Source organism: Microbacterium sp. As-52, from assembly GCF_049949185.1.
GTDB classification, from domain to species: Bacteria; Actinomycetota; Actinomycetes; order Actinomycetales; family Microbacteriaceae; genus Microbacterium; species Microbacterium maritypicum_A.
Window position 1 is genome coordinate 2,982,039 of sequence record NZ_CP188171.1, and the last position, 17,450, is coordinate 2,999,488.

At 70.3% G+C, this 17,450-nt stretch carries 13 protein-coding genes; 6 read left to right on the forward strand and 7 right to left on the reverse strand.

From position 1 onward, the window contains the following. Positions 1–23 precede the first annotated feature (23 nt). Genes ACLFA2_RS14485 through ACLFA2_RS14495 form a run of 3 tightly spaced genes read left to right on the forward strand, consistent with a single transcriptional unit; the run spans position 24 to position 4,121 of the window. Entirely contained in the window at positions 24–1,580 is a 1,557-nt protein-coding gene (locus tag ACLFA2_RS14485; RefSeq protein WP_426621533.1) for a molybdopterin-dependent oxidoreductase, read from the forward strand. A 39-nt stretch (positions 1,581–1,619) separates the two neighbouring features. Continuing rightward, positions 1,620–3,212 (forward strand): methionine--tRNA ligase, encoded by a 1,593-nt coding sequence (gene metG / locus ACLFA2_RS14490; protein ID WP_021199903.1) that lies wholly within the window; start codon positions 1,620–1,622, stop codon positions 3,210–3,212. Between the two features lie 30 nt (positions 3,213–3,242). Beyond that, on the forward strand, positions 3,243–4,121 hold the full coding sequence (locus tag ACLFA2_RS14495; RefSeq protein WP_136024208.1) for a TatD family hydrolase: 879 nt from the start codon (positions 3,243–3,245) through the stop codon (positions 4,119–4,121). Here the strand turns inward: ACLFA2_RS14495 and ACLFA2_RS14500 are convergent. Continuing rightward, a complete protein-coding gene (locus ACLFA2_RS14500) occupies positions 4,100–5,368 on the reverse strand; it encodes an MFS transporter (RefSeq protein WP_399553082.1) in 1,269 nt (422 codons plus the stop codon). The genes ACLFA2_RS14495 and ACLFA2_RS14500 overlap by 22 nt on opposite strands. A 90-nt stretch (positions 5,369–5,458) precedes the next feature. On the opposite strand from ACLFA2_RS14500, the gene rsmA reads away from it, so the two are divergent. The 3 genes from rsmA to ACLFA2_RS14515 are packed head-to-tail and all read left to right on the forward strand — an operon-like array spanning position 5,459 to position 8,369. Beyond that, positions 5,459–6,352: a 16S rRNA (adenine(1518)-N(6)/adenine(1519)-N(6))-dimethyltransferase RsmA gene (rsmA, locus tag ACLFA2_RS14505; RefSeq protein WP_021199900.1), complete on the forward strand. Its 894-nt coding sequence runs from the start codon at positions 5,459–5,461 to the stop codon at positions 6,350–6,352. A 9-nt stretch (positions 6,353–6,361) separates the two neighbouring features. Then, the gene (gene mgrA / locus ACLFA2_RS14510) at positions 6,362–7,429 is read left to right on the forward strand and encodes an L-glyceraldehyde 3-phosphate reductase (protein ID WP_021199899.1); all 1,068 of its coding nucleotides are present in this window, start codon (positions 6,362–6,364) and stop codon (positions 7,427–7,429) included. 7 nt (positions 7,430–7,436) lie between these two features. Continuing rightward, entirely contained in the window at positions 7,437–8,369 is a 933-nt protein-coding gene (locus ACLFA2_RS14515; protein WP_021199898.1) for a 4-(cytidine 5'-diphospho)-2-C-methyl-D-erythritol kinase, read from the forward strand. Positions 8,370–8,381: 12 nt separating this feature from the next. Here ACLFA2_RS14515 and ACLFA2_RS14520 read toward each other — a convergent pair whose 3' ends face one another. From ACLFA2_RS14520 to ACLFA2_RS14545, 6 genes are all read right to left on the reverse strand, one after another. Continuing rightward, entirely contained in the window at positions 8,382–8,843 is a 462-nt protein-coding gene (locus ACLFA2_RS14520; protein ID WP_029267058.1) for an Lrp/AsnC family transcriptional regulator, read from the reverse strand. A 317-nt stretch (positions 8,844–9,160) separates the two neighbouring features. After that, positions 9,161–10,831 (reverse strand): helix-turn-helix domain-containing protein, encoded by a 1,671-nt coding sequence (locus ACLFA2_RS14525; RefSeq protein WP_167256264.1) that lies wholly within the window; start codon positions 10,829–10,831, stop codon positions 9,161–9,163. 124 nt (positions 10,832–10,955) lie between these two features. Beyond that, positions 10,956–12,062 carry an o-succinylbenzoate synthase gene (menC, locus tag ACLFA2_RS14530; protein WP_021199895.1) on the reverse strand — a complete coding sequence of 369 codons (1,107 nt, stop codon included), beginning with the start codon at positions 12,060–12,062 and terminating at the stop codon, positions 10,956–10,958. After that, the gene (locus ACLFA2_RS14535; RefSeq protein WP_426621534.1) at positions 12,059–12,970 is read right to left on the reverse strand and encodes a GNAT family N-acetyltransferase; all 912 of its coding nucleotides are present in this window, start codon (positions 12,968–12,970) and stop codon (positions 12,059–12,061) included. Before ACLFA2_RS14535 ends, menC begins: the two co-directional genes overlap by 4 nt. Beyond that, positions 12,967–14,118 (reverse strand): M20 family metallopeptidase, encoded by a 1,152-nt coding sequence (locus tag ACLFA2_RS14540; protein ID WP_426621535.1) that lies wholly within the window; start codon positions 14,116–14,118, stop codon positions 12,967–12,969. Before ACLFA2_RS14540 ends, ACLFA2_RS14535 begins: the two co-directional genes overlap by 4 nt. Further along, positions 14,118–17,450, reverse strand: coding sequence for a serine hydrolase (locus ACLFA2_RS14545; RefSeq protein WP_426621536.1), 3,333 nt, complete (start codon positions 17,448–17,450; stop codon positions 14,118–14,120). The genes ACLFA2_RS14540 and ACLFA2_RS14545 overlap by 1 nt, the downstream gene beginning before the upstream one ends.

The window sequence follows — 17,450 nt, forward strand, 5'->3', positions numbered from 1 at the left end:
CGCGGCGGGGTTACCCTCGGGTCATGACGAACGCGATGCACGCGACGCGGGGGGAAGAGACGCGGCGGGACGCCCTCCGGGCAGCCGCCGCCGGCCTGAGCGCGTCGTTCCTCGCCGTCGGCCTGGCGGAGCTCGTCGCCGCGGTGGTGGAGCCGAGCGCGAGCCCGTTCGCCGTGATCGGGAGCGGGCTCATCGATCTCGCACCGAGCTGGGCGAAGGACACCGCCATCGCGCTATTCGGCACCGGGGACAAGGCGGCCCTGATCACGGGGATCGCCGTCGTGCTCGTCGTCGTCGCCGCCGTCGCCGGGATCCTGGAGCGCAGACGATCCGGTCTCGGGGCGGTGATCCTGGGAGCCCTCGGCGTTCTCGCCGTCGTCGCGGCGATGATCCGACCCGGCGCGGGACCCTTCGCCTGGCTCCCCGGTCTCATCGCCGGGCTCGTGGCGGTGATCACTCTGCGTCTCCTCGTGGCGCGACTGCGACCGGTCGCGGGCCTGCAGCCCGACGGCGAGGACCGGAGACGGTTCCTGCTGTGGACCGCCGGGGTCGCCGCGGCCGGCGCCGTGGCTCTCATCGTCGGGAACGTCGCGCGCGGCGCGAGCCGTTCGATCGAAGCCGTCCGCGATGCCCTGCGGCTGCCGAGCGCGGCACGCGCAGCGGCCGCGGTTCCTGCCGGCGCGGAGCTGGGGATCCGCGGTCTGGCTTCCGTCGTGACACCGAACGCGGAGTTCTACCGGATCGACACCGCGCTCATCGTGCCGCAGGTCGACCCGGCCGACTGGTCGTTGCGCATCCACGGGATGGTCGACCGCGAGATCGAGATCACCTGGGACGAGCTGCTGGCCATGCCGATGCAGGAGTCCGACGTGACGCTCGCCTGCGTGTCGAACGAGGTCGGGGGATCACTGATCGGCAACGCCCGCTGGCTGGGTCTTCCGGTGCGGGCGCTGCTCGCGCGCGCGGGTGTGGATCGCGACGCCGACATGGTGCTCTCGACCTCGGCCGACGGCTTCACGGCATCGACCCCGATCGAGGCGCTCACGGATGACCGCGACGCTCTGCTCGCGATCGGCATGAACGGAGAGCCGCTGCCGATCGAGCACGGATTCCCGGTGCGGATGGTGGTGCCGGGTCTCTACGGCTATGTGTCGGCCACGAAGTGGGTCACACAGCTGGAGGTGACGCGGTTCGACCGTGCCACGGCCTACTGGACGACGCGAGGGTGGTCGGATCGCGGGCCCATCAAGCTGCAGTCCCGCATCGACGTCCCGCGCCGTGGGCAGTCGGTCCCGGCGGGGGCCGCGGTGATCGCCGGGATGGCCTGGCAGCAGCACGTCGGCATCGCCGGGGTGGAGGTGCGCATCGACGACGGCCCGTGGCGCGCCGCCGAGCTCGCGACCGCGATCTCCGCCGACACCTGGATGCAGTGGAGTCTCGACTGGACCGCCGAGAGCGGTGCGCACACCATCGAATGCCGGGCGCTGAGCGCCGACGGCGAGACGCAGACCTCGGATCCGGCTGCTCCGGCACCCGACGGCGCTCAGGGATGGCACCGCATCGACGTCTCCGTCGGCTGAGCGCGTAACCACCCGCGGCATCGCACCTAGAATTGCTCCATGCCCGCAGGCGAATCCTTCTACATCACCACGCCCATCTACTACCCGTCCGACGTGCCTCACATCGGTCACGGGTACACGACGGTGGCCGTCGACACGCTCGCACGGTGGCACCGCCAGGCGGGGGATGACACCTGGATGCTCACGGGCACCGACGAGCACGGTCAGAAGATGCTGCGCGCGGCGGCGGCGAACAACGTCACCCCGCAGGAATGGGTCGACAAGCTCGTCAGCGAGAGCTGGTTCCCGCTGCTGACGACGCTCGACGTCGCCAACGACGACTTCATCCGCACGACGCAGGAGCGGCACGAGACGAACGTGCAGACGTTCTTCCAACGCCTGTACGACCGCGGGTACATCTACGCGGGCGAGTACGAGGCGCTCTACTGTGTGGGCTGCGAGGAGTTCAAGCCCGAGTCGGAGATCGTCGACGGCACCGGTCCTTTCGAGGGACTCAAGGTCTGCGCGATCCACTCCAAGCCTCTCGAACTGCTGCAGGAGAAGAACTACTTCTTCAAGCTCAGCGAGTTCCAGGACCGCCTGCTCGAGCTCTACAAGACCCAGCCCGATTTCGTGCGCCCCGACTCCGCGCGCAACGAGGTCGTCTCCTTCGTGAGCCAGGGTCTGAAGGACCTGTCGATCTCGCGTTCGACCTTCGATTGGGGCATCCCGCTGCCCTGGGACGAGTCGCACGTCATCTACGTGTGGGTCGACGCCCTGCTGAACTACGCCACGGCCGTGGGCTACGGCTCCGATGAGGAGACCTTCGCACGCCGCTGGCCCGCCTACCACGTGGTCGGCAAGGACATCCTGCGCTTCCACGCCGTGATCTGGCCCGCGCTGCTGATGGCGGCCGGCCTCGACGTGCCCAAGGGCGTGTTCGCGCACGGCTGGCTGCTCGTCGGCGGCGAGAAGATGTCGAAGTCGAAGCTCACCGGTATCGCGCCGACCGAGATCACCGACGTCTTCGGCTCGGACGCGTACCGCTTCTACTTCCTCTCGGCGATCGCGTTCGGCCAGGACGGATCCTTCTCGTGGGAAGACCTGTCGGCCCGCTACCAGGCCGAGCTCGCGAACGGTTTCGGCAACCTCGCCTCGCGCACGACCGCGATGATCGAGAAGTACTTCGATGGCGTCGTGCCGCCCGCGGCCGAGTACACCGAGAAGGACCTCGCGATCCAGAAGATCGTGGCGGATGCGGCGACGAATGCGGATGCGTCCATCGCGCAGTTCCGCATCGATGAGGCGATCTCGGCGATCTGGACGATCGTCGACGCGCTCAACGGCTACATCACCGCGAACGAGCCGTGGGCACTGGCCAAGCAGGCGAACAGCGGAGACGAGGACCAGCGCGCACGCCTCGGCACCGTGCTGTACACCTGCGCCGAGGGGCTGCGCGCCCTCGCGGTGCTGCTGTCGCCGGTGATGCCGGAATCGACCGAGAAGCTCTGGGTCGCCCTCGGCGCCGCCGAGACCCTGGGCCGCCTGCAGGACCAGCCGATCCGCGAGGCGGGCGCCTGGGGCGTGCTGCGCCCCGGCACCAGTGTCAACGGCCTCTCGCCGCTGTTCCCGCGGGTGGAGTCAGCGGGCTGAGCCGCGGCCCGGAACACAGAGCGCGAAGAGATGGCCGAGACCTACGTGCGTGAGCGTTCGGGGGACGGACGCAAGGATCTGAAGTATCCGTCCGCCCCCGAACCGCTGACGGTTCCGGTGTACGACAACCATGCGCACCTCGAGATCCTCGACGGAGACGATCCGCTCTCGCTGAGCGAGCAGCTCGACCGGGCGGCGGCCGTGGGCATCGCCGGGGTCGTTCAGGCTTCGGGCGACATCGAGTCGTCGCGGTGGGCGGTCGAGGCCGCGGCATCCGACCCTCGTGTGCTGGCCGCCGTCGCGATCCACCCGAACGATGCGCCGACGTACGCAGAGGAGGGGCGTCTGGATGAGGCGATCGCGGTGATCGACGAGCTCGCCGCACACCCGCGCACCCGGGCGATCGGCGAGACGGGGCTGGACTTCTTCCGCACGGAGCCCGAACGGCGGGCGCCGCAGTTCGAGTCGTTCGAGGCGCACATCGCGCTCGCGAAGAAGCACGGCATCGCGATGCAGATCCACGACCGCGACGCACACGACGCGGTGCTGGAGACGCTCGCCCGCCTCGGTGCCCCGGAGCGCACGGTGTTCCACTGCTTCTCGGGCGACGACGCGATGGCGCGCATCTGCGCCGACGCCGGGTACCACCTGTCGTTCGCCGGCAACGTCACGTTCAAGAACGCCCAGAATCTGCGCGATGCGTTGAAGGTCACCCCGCTCGATCGCCTCCTGGTCGAGACGGATGCGCCGTTCCTCACCCCGGTGCCGCTGCGCGGACGCCCGAACGCGCCCTACCTGGTGCCGATCACGGTGCGCTTCATGGCCGCAGAGCTCGGCCTCGACGTGGATGAGCTGTGCGCCCAGCTCGCCGAGAACACCCTGCGGGTCTACGGCTCCTTCGACTCCTGAGGCTCGTTCGCCGACGGACTCGCGGGTTCCGCGTCGTCGGGACCGGTGTCGGCGATGGGCTTCGCCGACACGATCTGCGAGATGGGCTTCCACACCAGCAGCAGGGTGAGGGCTGCGCCGACGAAGGCGAACCACCACGGGGCGGTGAGCCCCCAGACCTGGGCGATCACGCCGCCGAGCGCCTGACCGACGACCATGCCGCCGAAGACGCCGACCATGTTCACGGATGCCACCCGGCCCTGGAGCTCGGCGGGGACGAGCCGCTGTCGCACGGTCGTGGAGATCGTGCCCCACACGAACGCGTAGGCGCCGAAGAAGAACATGATGACCAGCGCCACCCAGCCGGTGGTGGTGAGTGCGAAAGACAGGTGCATGAGCACCTCGAGCGAGAGCACGACGCGCATCAGCGTCGCGAACGACACGTGCCGTTCCAACCAGCCGAAGCTGAGGGTCGCGAGGATCCCCCCGGCCGCCGATGCCGTCGTGAGTGCACCGTAGCCGACCGCGCCCATGTGCAGGTGCTCGGTGGCGTACAGCACGAGGACGCCCCAGGGGGCCGCCCAGGTGATGTTGAAGACCAGGATGATGAGCACCAGCATCCGCACCGGCGGGTTGCGCCACAGCCACCGCAGGCCTTCGGCGATGTCGGTGTGCACGGGCGGGTGGGTGTCGGTCTCCCGGGGCGGGACGGGCGTCTTCGCCATGCGCGAGATGAGCACCACGGCGAAGCTCACGCACACGACCTCGAGCAGGAAGGGCCACGCCGTGCCGGCCGCGAACAGGAATGCTCCCAGCGGGGGACCGGCGAACTGGTTCGCGACCAGGTATCCGGCCTGCAGGCGCGCGTTGCCGACGCCGAGGTCTGCGGGTTTCACGAGCATGGGCAGCAGCGTGCTTCCCGCCGTGTCGACGAAGACCTCGGCGGTGCCGTAGAGGAACGCGACCGCGAGCACGATCCAGATGTTCGCGACCCCGGTGAGGAGGAACACGCAGAGAGCTGCGAGCACGAGGGCTCTGGCGGCGTTGGCGAACATGACCAGGCGACGACGGTCGAAGCGGTCGGCGATCGCGCCGGCGTGCAGGCCGAAGAGCAGCCAGGGGAGGAACTGCAGGATCGCGCCGGCCGCCACCAGGATCGGCGACGAGGTCATCGACGCGATGAGCAGCGGAGCGGCCGCGAGCGCGACGCCGTCGCCGACGTTGCTCGTCCACGACGACGCGAGCAGCCAGCGGAAGTCTCGGCCCATGCGGCGGGGCGCGACGAGTTCACCGAGAGAAGGCACCAGAGAAGACTACTGACGGCGGGGGACATCGAAGGAGTGGGGGAGAATGGGGGGATGACCGTCACCCTGCTCGGCGCCACCGAGATCCGCCGCCTCGCCGCCGAGCTCGACGTCACCCCGACGAAGAAGCTCGGCCAGAACTTCGTCACCGATGCGAACACCGTCCGCAAGATCGTGCAGGCGGCCCGCGTGCAGCCGCACGAGCGTGTGGTCGAGGTCGGACCGGGGCTCGGCTCCCTGACGCTCGCGATCCTCGAGACCGGCGCCTCCGTCACAGCCGTCGAGATCGATCACCGACTGGCCGCCCGCCTCGCGCAGACCGCGGCCGAGCACGGCGTCGAGGCCGATCGGCTCACGGTCGTCGATGCGGATGCGCTGCGCATCACCGCGCTGCCGGGGGAGCCCACCGTGCTGGTGGCCAACCTGCCCTACAACGTCTCGGTGCCGGTGCTGCTGCACTTCCTCGAGAACTTCGCCTACCTCCAGCGCGGCGTCGTGATGGTCCAGGCCGAGGTCGCCGAGCGCCTGGCCGCGAAGCCCGGCTCGAAGATCTACGGCTCGCCCAGCGTCAAGGCCGCCTGGTACGGGGAGTGGAAGCTGTCCGGAAACGTCTCCCGCCAGGTGTTCTGGCCGGTGCCGAACGTCGACAGCCTGCTGGTCGGCTTCGACCGCTCCGAGGGCGAGCGCGGCACCGAGGAGGAGCGTCGCCGCACGTTCCAGATCGTGGACGCGGCGTTCAACCAGCGCCGCAAGATGCTCCGCCAGGCCCTCTCCGGGATCTTCGGCAGCTCGGCCGCAGCGTCGGAGGTGCTGATCGCCGCCGGCGTCGCCCCGACCGCACGCGGAGAAGACCTCACGGTCGAGGACTACCAGCGCATCGCGCAGCACGCCCCGGCGGCGGACGCCGCGGCGGAGATCGTCACCGACGACGTCGCTCCCACCCAGTAATCTGGCACCGTGACCGACTCCCCCCGCTTCCGCCCCGATGTCCCCGAGCTGCACCGTCCGTATGCGGCGGACGAGAACCGCTACCAGCAGTTCGCCTATCGCCAGGTCGGCACGTCCGGCCTGTACCTGCCCCCGATCTCGCTCGGGCTGTGGTGGAACTTCGGCGACAACATCCCACTCGACAACCAACGCGCATTGCTGCGCCACGCGTTCGACCGCGGCATCACGCACTTCGATCTGGCGAACAACTACGGCCCGCCCTACGGCTCGGCCGAGAAGAACTTCGGGCGCATCTTCGCCGAAGACCTCCGCCCGTACCGCGACGAGCTGATCATCTCGTCGAAGGCCGGGTGGGACATGTGGCCCGGCCCCTACGGCGACTTCGCGAGCCGCAAGTACATCCTCGCCAGTGCAGAGCAGTCCTTGACCCGCATGGGTCTCGACTACGTCGACATCTTCTACTCGCACCGCGTCGACCCGGTCACCCCGATCGCCGAGACGGTCGGCGCGCTCGACACCCTGGTGCGGCAGGGCAAGGCCCTGTACGTCGGGATCTCGTCCTACAGCGCCGAGCGCACGGCCGAGGCCGTCGCGGTCGCGAAGGACCTCGGCACGCCGCTGGTCATCCATCAGCCCGCGTATTCGATCCTCAACCGCTGGGTCGAGGACGGCCTGACCGACACCCTCGAGCAGTCGGGCCTGGGGGCGATCGCCTTCACGCCGCTGGCGCAGGGGCTGCTCACCGACAAGTACCTCGGCGACGGTACGGCCGAGCGCGCGCAGAAGCGCGGCTCGCTGCCGGAGGGCCGGCTCACCGACGACGCGGTGCAGACGCTGCGTTCACTCAACGAGGTCGCGCAGGGACGCGGCCAGTCGCTCGCGCAGCTCGCCCTGCAGTGGACGCTGCGCACCCCCGTCGTGGCCTCCGCACTGATCGGCGCTTCCCGTCCCGAACAGCTGGACGAGAACATCGCGGCGGTGAACGGACCCGCCTTCACGACGGAGGAGCTCGCCCGCATCGACGAGCTCGCCGGCGCCATCGACGTCAACCTGTGGGCGAAGTCCTCGGAGCTGTGACCCGATCATGAGCCATGCCGCGTTCACCGATTCCGTGCACGTGCGCGCCCCGGGGAAGATCAACGTCTTCCTCGGGGTCGGCGGGCGGCATGACGACGGCTACCACGCGCTGGCGACGGTGTTCCAGGCGGTCTCCCTCTACGAAGACGTGATCGCGCGCCCGGCCGACGACTTCTCGGTCACGGTCTCGGGTGTGGAAGACATCGGCTCGGTTCCTCTCGACGACCGCAACCTCGCGATGCGTGCGGCCAAGCTGCTCGCCGCGGCCGTGGATCATCGCGGCGGAGTCGCCCTGGAGATCCGCAAGAGTGTGCCCGTCGCGGGGGGCATGGGGGGAGGATCTGCGGATGCTGCGGCCGCCCTGGTCGCCTGCGATGCGCTGTGGGGCACCGGGCTGTCGCAGACGCGCCTGCACGACCTCGCCGCGCGTCTCGGCGCGGATGTGCCCTTCGCGCTGCACGGCGGCACGGCGGTCGGCACCGGTCGCGGCGATCAGCTCAACCCGGCACTCGCGCGCGGACGCTTCGACTGGATCCTGGTGCCCAGCGAGCAAGGGCTCTCGACGCCCGTGGTCTACGAGCGCCTCGACCTGCTGCGCGAGGAGGAGGGGGCTCTCGCCGACGATCCGCCGCTGTCGCTCGACGTGCCGATCCCGGTGCTGCAGGCGCTCCGGTCGGGCGACCCGGTGAGGCTCGCCGAGACGCTGTTCAACGATCTGCAGGCTGCGGCCCTCTACGAGCGACCCGACCTCGCCGACACGATCCGTCAGGGGGTCGCTGCCGGCGCGTTGCAGGGCATCGTCTCCGGTTCCGGACCCACCGTGGCCCTGCTGTGCCCCGATCCCGAGACCGCACAGGACGTGCAGTCCTCGCTGCGGGAGGGAGGGCTCGACCCCCTGCATGTGCACGGTCCCGTTCCGGGCGCGCGCATCATCGGCTGACGGGCGAGACGCTCACTCCGCCTGCAGCAGTGCGCTCACCCGGTAGGGGATGACCTCGCGCAGGAACAGGCTCGTCGAGGTGCGGAGGATGCCGGGGCACAGCCGCACCACCTCGGCGACGCGGTAGAGGTCGTCCGGGTCCCGGGCGACGACGCGCAGCAGCAGGTCGGTGTCACCGGCCGGCGCGAAGCACTCCAGCACCTCGGGAACACGGCTGAGCGCCTCGATCGCGGCGGTGATCTTGTGCTGGTCGAGCTCGACGAGGATCGAGGCGGCGACGCCGCGGCCCAGTGCCTGCGGGAGGATGCGCGAGCTGTGCGCACGCAGATAGCCACCCGACTCGAGACGGTCGAGACGTGCGTGCACGGTGCCGCGTGCGAGGCCGAGGTCCTGGGCGATCAGGGCCACCGGGCGCCGTGGGTCGGTGTCGAGCACCGTGAGGATCCGTCGGTCGGTCTCGTCGAGGTTGGCCATTTCGATCACCGTCACCTTCTTCGGGTCGCGTGGATTGATCGGATCGATCAATCGAAACTCACTCTATGGTCTGAATGCCCTATACGTGTTGAAATGAGTGTCAGATACGCAGGATGTCGGCCACGAGCGGGCATCACGCGCACTCGACGGAGAGGCCACGAGCCGCCCCTGCCGGGTGTCGACGGCGACGGGCCACGAGCCTCTGCCGGCCCCGTCCCCGGGAGGGGCGGGGCAGGCGCTGTCCCTGAGGTGGCGCTGTCCGCTGATGCGGCCCTGTCCCTGAGGTGGCGCTGTCCCCTGATGGTGCGAGGGGTGCGTCAGTCGCGGGGAACGAGCAGACGCAGCTGCACCATGGCCGAGAACCGGGCTTCCGGATCGGTCAGATCGAGTCCGCTGATCTCCGACAGTCGGCGCAGCCGATACCGAAAGGTGTTCGGGTGCGTGTAGACCCGGGCCGCGGCCACCGCGACATCGCCGAAGGCATCGAGCCAGGCCCGCAGCGTCTCGACCAGGTGCGTGCCCTTCTCCCGATCCTGGGCGAGGAGATGGGCGACGGGGCCGGTGGGCTGGTCACCCCGTGCACGCACGAGGTCGCCGAGCTCGACCAGCAGTGCCTCCATCTGCACAGCGGTGAAGCGTGCCACCGGTTCATGCGACGGGGCCTGTCGGACCACGCGGAGGGCGCGGTCGGCGTTCGCGCGGGATGAGGGGATGCCGGTGGTCTCGTCCGCCACCGTACCGACGCCGATGCGGATCTCGCTGGTCGCTCCGAGCCGACCGAGGAAGTCGGTGGCCACACGCGCAGCGCGGTTGTCCGCGTCGCTGCGCTCGGCTCCGGATTCGGCATCGCCCTGCTCCGGGCGGGTGCCGACCACGGCGTACACGACATCGCCGATCACGGCGACGGCGGAACGGAGGTAGACCGCGCCCAGGTGCACGGCGAAGGCGTCGGCGATGTGCTGTCTCTCCGCGACGCCCCGGGCGCCGGCCGATGGTTCGTCGTCGGCTTCTTCCGCGGCGGACAGCGCGAGGACCACGCATCGGTGGTCGTTCAGCCGCAGCCGCGCCGTGGCATCCGCCGCCCCCGGACCCCCTTCGAGGATGGTGGCGAGCAGGTCGGCGCGCAGCCGGCGCTCGACATCGGCACCGGCCCGCAGGCGCAGCATGTGCAGGGCCACCAAGCCGGCGGAGTCCTTCAGCGCACGCACACGGTCGGGGGAGAGCGGTTCCTGCACCGCGGCCCAGATCGATCCGAGGATCTCGTCGCCCGCGCGCACGGCCAGGGCCACGCGGGGGAAGGACGGAAGGCCCTCGGTGTTGAGCACGGGGCCGACGTCGATCGGATCCTCGCTGCGATACAGCTCCTGGAAGACCCCGCGCTCTTCGAGCTGGCGTGCGAACCGCTCGGGGACCTGTCGTCCGAGAACCGTCTCGATGCGTGCCGGATCGGCTTCGTGCTGGCGCCCCGAGAACGCGACGACCCGGGAGTTGCGGTCCTCGATCGTGACCGGTGCGTTCAACAGGGTGGCGATCGCGTTGGCGAGGGCGAAGAGATCGCCGGAAGGCATCCCGCCGAGCGTGGTGGCTCCCTGATCGCCGACGTCGCCCTCGGCGATGAGCGAGCGCAGCATCGCGGCCAACTGTGCCCACGACGCCCCACGGGTGAGGGCGAGGACAGGGATGCCGGTGGCCTCGGACGCATCGCGCACCGGCTGCTCGGCGCGCACCGGGGCGCGTAGCACGAGGGCGGAGGCGTGCTGGGCGGCGAGGGTCTGCAGCAGTGCGGCGATCTCCTCGGGGTCGCTCAGCCCGACGCCGAGGACGAGGGCACCGCGCATCGGCATGGCGTCGTCGAGGACGTCGTGGATGACGACCGTCTCGATCTCGGCGTCGTCGTCGGCCGCACCGCTCACGACCTCGAGCAGGGTGTTGCCGAGGTCTTCGATGACCCGGCCGAGGCTGGCGCGGGGCCTGGTCGTCACGGACATGAGCACAGGGCCCAGGGTAGGGGGAGACCGCCGGTCGCGGAGCTGTGGGGCACGACGAAATCGTATCGACTCTTGGTCGATCTCGACAGGATCGTCGTGCCCCGCTCGGGCGGTCATCCTGTGCTCAGACGGCGATCCACTCGGTGCGGACCGTCACGGCGTCCAGCGCAGCCTGGTCCGGGGTGACACCGATCCCCGGGCCCGTCGGAACCGTGAGCGTGCCGTCTTCGACGACGAACGGCTCGGTGATGTCGCGGGAGTAGTAGCGGCCCGAACCCGAGGTGTCGCCGGGGAGCGTGAAGCCCGGCAGCGCCGCGAGAGCGACGTTCGCCGCACGGCCGATCCCGGTCTCGAGCATCCCGCCGCACCACACCGGGATGTCGTTGGCCACGCACACGTCGTGGATGCGACGCGCTTCGAGGTATCCGCCGACGCGGCCGGGCTTGATGTTCACGATCGAGCACGCGCCGAGGGCGATCGCATCCGCCGCCGCGCGGGCCGACACGATCGACTCGTCGAGGCACACCGGAGTCGTGATGGCCCGGGCGAGCTGCGCGTGGCCGAGCAGATCCTCCTCGTCGAGGGGCTGTTCGATCAGGAGCAGGTCGAACGGGTCGAGCTTGGCAAGATGCCGGGCGTCGCCGCGGTGGTACGCGGTGTTCGCGTCGACCTGCAGCAGCACGTCGTCGCCGAAGCGCTCCCGCACCGCGCGCACGGGGTCGATGTCCCATCCCGGTTCGATCTTCAGCTTGATGCGCACGTACCCCTCGTCGAGGTATCCGCCGACGGCGTCGAGCAACTCGGGAATGGAGTCCATGATGCCGACCGAGACACCGCAGTCGACCCGGTCGCGCACGGCACCGAGCTCGCGGGAGAGCGGCACTCCGGCCGCGCGCAGCTGCGCATCGAGGATCGCCAGCTCGACCGCGGCCTTCGACATGCGGTGCCCCTTGAACTTCGCCAGCGCCGGCGCGACGCCACCCGCGTCCAGATCCTTCACCTGCGCGAGCGCCGGTAGCAGGAATCGCGTGATCACATCCACGCTCGCCTCCACGTACTCGGAGGAGTACAACGGGTCGTTCATCGCGACCCCCTCGCCCCAGCCCTCCGCCTCGTCGGTGACCGCGCGGACCAGCAGCGCCTCGCGCACGGTCTGCACCCCGAACGACGTCCGGAACGGCGATACCAGGGGCATCTCGATCACGCGCAGCTCGAATCCGGTGAGCTTCATCCCTGTTCTCCTCTGTCGATGGTGTAGGCGCCGGAGCGGTCGAACGCGAGCACGCGACCTCCACCCTCCAGCGATGATCCGAGCGTCTCCCGCAACGCCAGACGCCACGCGGTCGCGCGGGCGGGTTCGGTCAGACGCAGGGTCTCGATGTCGCGCGGCAACGCCACGCGCACCAGGCGCGCGTCGGTGCGATGACGGAGCGGCCCGAGGTCTTCGCCCACGCTGAGCAGGGGCTCGACGTGCGCGGATCCGTCGGCGGATCCGTCGGTCAATCCCTCGTCGGGTCGGTCGGCGGAGACGGCGGGATCGCCGTGGCAGGCGGCCACGACCCGGGGGTCGCGCACATACCAGGTCACCAGCATCCGATCGGTGTCGTCCGCGCCGTTGAGGGCGTCGGCCATGTGTCCGTAGAAGTTGCGGTGATACGACGTCGGGCTCGCCGCGAGCTTCACGAGGTTGAAATGCGCGTTCCGGCTGATGAGCGGATCGAACGTCCAGGAGATCTCGTCCAGCCCCTCGTCGAGCGCCCATGCCCGCTGATGCACCTTGAGGGCGAAGCCGACGCTGCGGCCCCGCATGCGCGAGGAGACACCGGCGATGTGGCTGTGCAGGGCGCGCTGGCCGGGGGCGGCGAAGAACCCGAAGCACGCTCCCACCAGCTCGTCGTGCTCGAAGGCGCCGCCCACGTAGCTGCCGGCCTTCGACAGCGCCCGCAGGGTCTCGACGTTGACGGGAGAGGCCTCGCCCTGCTTCGTCCAGATGCCCTGGAACAGCTCGGCGACCCGGGCGAAGTCGTCGACCTCCGAAAGCAGGCGGACATCCACTCCCGCTCTCCTGGCGGCGGCGCTCGCGGCATCGGCCGCCTCCTCCGGCGAGGCCCGGAACGCGGCGGCATCCGTCATGCTCATGCCCTTCCTCCGGCCCGTGCATCCCGATCGAGCGGTGTCTCCCGCTCGGCCAGGACGGTGGCGATCAGCTCCTGCAGCAGCAGGGTGCGTTCGGGGATCATCGCGATCACCACGTGCTCGTCATCGGCGTGCGCGCCACCGCCGACGGCACCGAGGCCGTCAAGCGTCGGCACGCCGAGCGCTGCGGTGAAGTTGCCGTCCGAGGCCCCGCCGACCGCGACGCCCTGGAACGGAGTGAGTCCGGTGCGCGCGGCGATCGCGACCGCCTGCGCGAACAGGTGCGCCGACGACTCCGGCTCCAGCGGACGTCGGTTCGCACCGCCCTCGATACGGACGGACGCACCCGGAATCGTCGGAGGGAGGTCGCGGAGCGCCGCATCCACCCTGTCCTGCTCCGCCACCGTGTGCACCCGTACGTCGACCGCGAACTCCGCCGCGGCCGGCACCGTGTTCGTGGTGCTGCCGGCGCGCACGAGCGTAGGGGTCACACTGGTCCCCGCCGCGCGGTCGCCGAGGTCGGCGATCGCGAGCAGCAGATGCGCGGCCTCGACGGCGGCGTTCACCCCGCGCTCCGGTTCCAGCCCGGCGTGAGCCGCCCGGCCGGTGACGTGCACCCGGTAGAGCGAGACGCCCTTGCGCGCGATCTTCACGGCGCCGCCCTCGGCCGCGGCCTCCAGCACGAAAGCCGCGGCACAGCCGAGCGCCTCCTGCTCGATCAGTGCGCGTGAGCTCGGCGAACCGAGTTCCTCGTCACCCGTGATCAGGATGCTGACGCCGGTGCGGTCGGGCAGCGCCGCCACGGCGTGCAATGCCATCACCACGCCGGTCTTCATGTCGAAGCATCCCGGCCCCCGCAGCACGCCGTCGTCGAGGCGGAACGGAAGTCTCCGCAGCGAGCCGAGCGGCCAGACCGTGTCGTGATGACCGAGCACCAGCACCGCCGGTTCGCCGAACCGCCACCGCAGATGCGTGCGCCCTTCGATCACGATGCGCTCGGGGGCCACGCCCAGCAGCCGCTCGCCGAGGGATGCGACGACATCGGCGCTGCGGGAGACGGCGTCGAGGTCGTCGGAGGGGGACTCGCAGGAGACGAGGGTCTCGATGTCGGCCAGGACCCGGTCGAGGTCCACGTCCGCCTGCACGCTCATCACGACACCTTCGGCGCCGCGCGGACGCCGTGGTGCAGGTAGCGCTCGCCGGTGGGCAGGGAGTAGAAGACCACGGCATGCCACCCCTGCTCGCCCTCCGGCCGCATCACGAACTCGCCGTGACGCACCGGGACCAGCGGGTGCTCCTGCACCGGGTCGGGGAGCAGCGCGGCGAGGGGGCCGTTGAGCGTGGTGCGCATGCGGAGACCTTCGTCACCGCGGAAGATCTCGGTGCGGACCCCGGAGCGGTCGTAGATGCCCTCGAACTCGGAGAAGTCGTCGGCGAACGGCTCCTCCGGAGGGGTGAGGCCCGCCGGCACGTGCACATCCGCGAGCTCGGAGAAGATCTCGTCGAACAGCTCGGCATACAGGTCATGCGTGTTGCCGCCATTGGTGAGCATCGTCACCGCGAGCTGCTCGTCCGGCAGGATGCGCAGGAATGCGGCTTGGCCGATGGTGTTCCCGTCGTGTCCGTAGAGCCGGCGCCCGTCCCAGTCGAACAGGATCCACCCCACGCCCCAGGCATCGCCGAGCGAGTACGGATCGGGCATGTGGACCTCCCGCTGCTGCATCCGTCGCACGCTCTCCTCCGACAGCACCCGCGTGCCGTCGGCGGCGAGTCCCCCCGTGAGGTGCATGCGCGCGAACGCGAGCACGTCGGCGGTCGTGGAGTTCACCAGTCCCGCCGGTCCCATCGCACGGGGGAGCATCCACGCCGGGGCGAGCACGGGACCGTCGTCGCCGGTCTCGGTGTGGCCGCTGGCGGCACGGAACATGATGGCCTCTTCGGGGAGCGTGCAGGAGTGCGTGAGACCGAGGGGCGTCATCAACAGGTCGCGCATCGCCTGGTCCCAGCTGGTACCCGTGATCTTCTCGATCACCCGACCGGCCAGCACGAATCCGGAGTTGCAGTACGACATCGTGGCACCGAGCGGGTGGTTCTGCGCGATGCCGTCGAGCAGCGCGACGTACTTCTCCAGGGTGTCGTCTCCGCGGCCGGTATCGGTGAACACGTCGCCGTCGATCCCGCTCGTGTGGTTGAGCAGGTGACGCATCGTCACGGTGCGGGTGACCTCGGGATCCGACGAGGCGAACTCCGGGACGTACTCCACGATCGGGGTGTCGAGGTCGAGCCTGCCCTCGTCGACGAGCTTCATCACCACCGAGGTGGTCCACACCTTGCTCATCGAGCCGATCTGGAACACCGAGTCGTCGGTGGTCTCGATCCCCGTGCGCACATTGAGTATGCCGTGGTGCGCATACACGGGCTCTTCCCCGAGACGGAGGATGCCGAGGGTCGCCCCGGGAACCTTGTGCGCCTCGGCCAGGGCGCTCAGTCGCTGCTGCCAATGCCGGGCGTCGAGTCGTGCGCGCACGGGCTTCCCCGCGGCAGGGGCGTACTGCTCGACCCAGTCGATCACGCGCTGTGAGAAGTCCGCCCGGTGCGAGGGCGCGCCGGAGAGGACGAACAGGTGAGAACCGCCGGGGTAGAGCACGAGACGCGTGGGGACACCGCGTTCGCGCAGGGCGGTGAACCACTGCTCCGCCTGACCGACCGGGCAGCGGTCGTCGGCCGCTCCGTGCAGGATGAGGGTGGGCGTGGTGACCCGATCGACCTGCGTGAACGGGGACTGCGCCGAGATGCGCTCCTCGTCGCGCCAGGGCAGTCCGCCGTTCTCCTTCGACGACAGGTAGTGGCCGAAGTCGGACGTGCCTCCCATCGAGAACAGGTCGGTGACCACACCTCCGGCGACGGCAGCGGCGAAGCGGTCGTCGCGCGAGGTGAGGAAGCAGGTCATGAAGCCGCCGTAGCTGTAGCCGGTGACGGCGAGGCGAGCCGGATCCGCGATGCCCTCGGCCACGAGCTGGTCGATCGGCTCGAGGAAGTCGTTCGCGTCGCTGACGCCCCACCCTCCGGAGACTGCGGAGAAGAAGGCGTCGCCGTAGCCGTCGCTGCCGCGCGGATTGAGGGTGAGGACGGCCCAGCCGCGTCGTGCGAGCACCTGGTGATACGGGTGGATGACGTCGGCCGCGCCGTTCCACGCGTTGTGCGGGCCGCCGTGGATGTCGAGCAGCAGCGGGAGAGGCCCTGCGGCGTCGGGGTCTCGACGCAGCCATCCGGTGACGACCGTGCCGTCCGAGATCGTGAAGCGGCGCTCCTCGGCGCGGACGAGGTCGAAGTCGGGGGTGCCGTATCCGGTGAGCACGCTCGTCGTCCCGTCGGCGAGGTCCAGGAGTGCGACGTCGCCGAACGACTCCGGTGTGGCGAGCACGATCGCCGCGGATGCTCCGGCGACCGACAGCCCGGACACGTTCGCGGTGCCGCCGACGAGCGTCACAGCGCCCGACCCGTCGGGGGCCACGCGGTACACGTGCGAGTAGCCGTTGTCACGCAGGCAGAACACGATGTCCCCGCCGTCGGTGAACCGCGGCATCCCACCGGGGTAGCCGGGGCCACCCGGCATCACGTTGCGGTCGAGGCTTCCCGTGATGTTCTGCGGCTCTCCGCCGTCGACCGGGAACAGCAGCAGATCCGCGTTGCCGACCTCGGTGTCGAGACGTCCGGCCGCCAGCACGTGGCGACCGTCCGGAGTCCAGCCGACCGCTGTGGCCTGCACGTCGGCGGCACTGATCTGCACGGCCTCGCTGTTCGGGTCGGTGGAGGAGCGCACGAACACGGGGATCCGCATCGTCAGGTCCGCATCGTCCTCGACACTCGACGAGTAGGCGATCCGCGTGCCGTCGGGCGACCAGAACGGCTCGGAGGCGTGGGAGGATCCGCGGGTGAGGACCGTGACGGCGCCCGAGTCGACGTCGAGCACGTGCACCTGCTGCACGAGGGTGCCGAGGTTCCCCGCGCCGTCCGCCTTGTAGCCGAGACGGTCGGTGGCCGTCGGTGCCGAACGCCGGGCGAGGATGGTCTCCGCGCCCTCGCCGGGGAGCGCGGCGCCGTCGACCGGCGCCGTGAAGGCGATGCGCTGTCCGTCGGGGCTCCAGGCGGGGGCGCCGGCGCCGAGAGGGAGAGTCGTGAGGTTGCGCGCCTCGCCACCGGCAGCCGGGAGGAGCCAGAGCTGCGCGGGGCCGTCCTGCGCGCGCAGGAACGCCAGCTGCGAGCCGTCCGGGCTCCATACCGGCGTCGAGTCCGCCGTCGCGTAGGTCAGCGCGGAGGGGGTTCCGCCCGCGGCCGGAACCTGCCACAGCGCCCGTGCGTCGCGGTCGCCGTCGCGGTCGGTGGTCCGCAGCACGAAGGCGATGCGGGTGCCGTCCGGAGACAGCGCGGGCTGCTCGGGCGTGCGGACGGAGAGCAGGTCGTCGACGGTGACGCGGTTCAT

Coding starts and splice junctions, on each gene's coding strand:
- ACLFA2_RS14485 (WP_426621533.1), top strand. CDS start 24: ATGACGAACGCGATGCACGCGACGCGGGGGGAAGAGACGCGGCGGGAC.
- metG (WP_021199903.1), top strand. CDS start 1,620: ATGCCCGCAGGCGAATCCTTCTACATCACCACGCCCATCTACTACCCG.
- ACLFA2_RS14495 (WP_136024208.1), top strand. CDS start 3,243: ATGGCCGAGACCTACGTGCGTGAGCGTTCGGGGGACGGACGCAAGGAT.
- ACLFA2_RS14500 (WP_399553082.1), bottom strand. CDS start 5,368: ATGGGCCGAGACTTCCGCTGGCTGCTCGCGTCGTCGTGGACGAGCAAC.
- rsmA (WP_021199900.1), top strand. CDS start 5,459: ATGACCGTCACCCTGCTCGGCGCCACCGAGATCCGCCGCCTCGCCGCC.
- ACLFA2_RS14515 (WP_021199898.1), top strand. CDS start 7,437: ATGAGCCATGCCGCGTTCACCGATTCCGTGCACGTGCGCGCCCCGGGG.
- ACLFA2_RS14520 (WP_029267058.1), bottom strand. CDS start 8,843: ATGGCCAACCTCGACGAGACCGACCGACGGATCCTCACGGTGCTCGAC.
- ACLFA2_RS14525 (WP_167256264.1), bottom strand. CDS start 10,831: ATGTCCGTGACGACCAGGCCCCGCGCCAGCCTCGGCCGGGTCATCGAA.
- menC (WP_021199895.1), bottom strand. CDS start 12,062: ATGAAGCTCACCGGATTCGAGCTGCGCGTGATCGAGATGCCCCTGGTA.
- ACLFA2_RS14535 (WP_426621534.1), bottom strand. CDS start 12,970: ATGAGCATGACGGATGCCGCCGCGTTCCGGGCCTCGCCGGAGGAGGCG.
- ACLFA2_RS14540 (WP_426621535.1), bottom strand. CDS start 14,118: ATGAGCGTGCAGGCGGACGTGGACCTCGACCGGGTCCTGGCCGACATC.
- ACLFA2_RS14545 (WP_426621536.1), bottom strand. CDS start 17,450: ATGAACCGCGTCACCGTCGACGACCTGCTCTCCGTCCGCACGCCCGAG.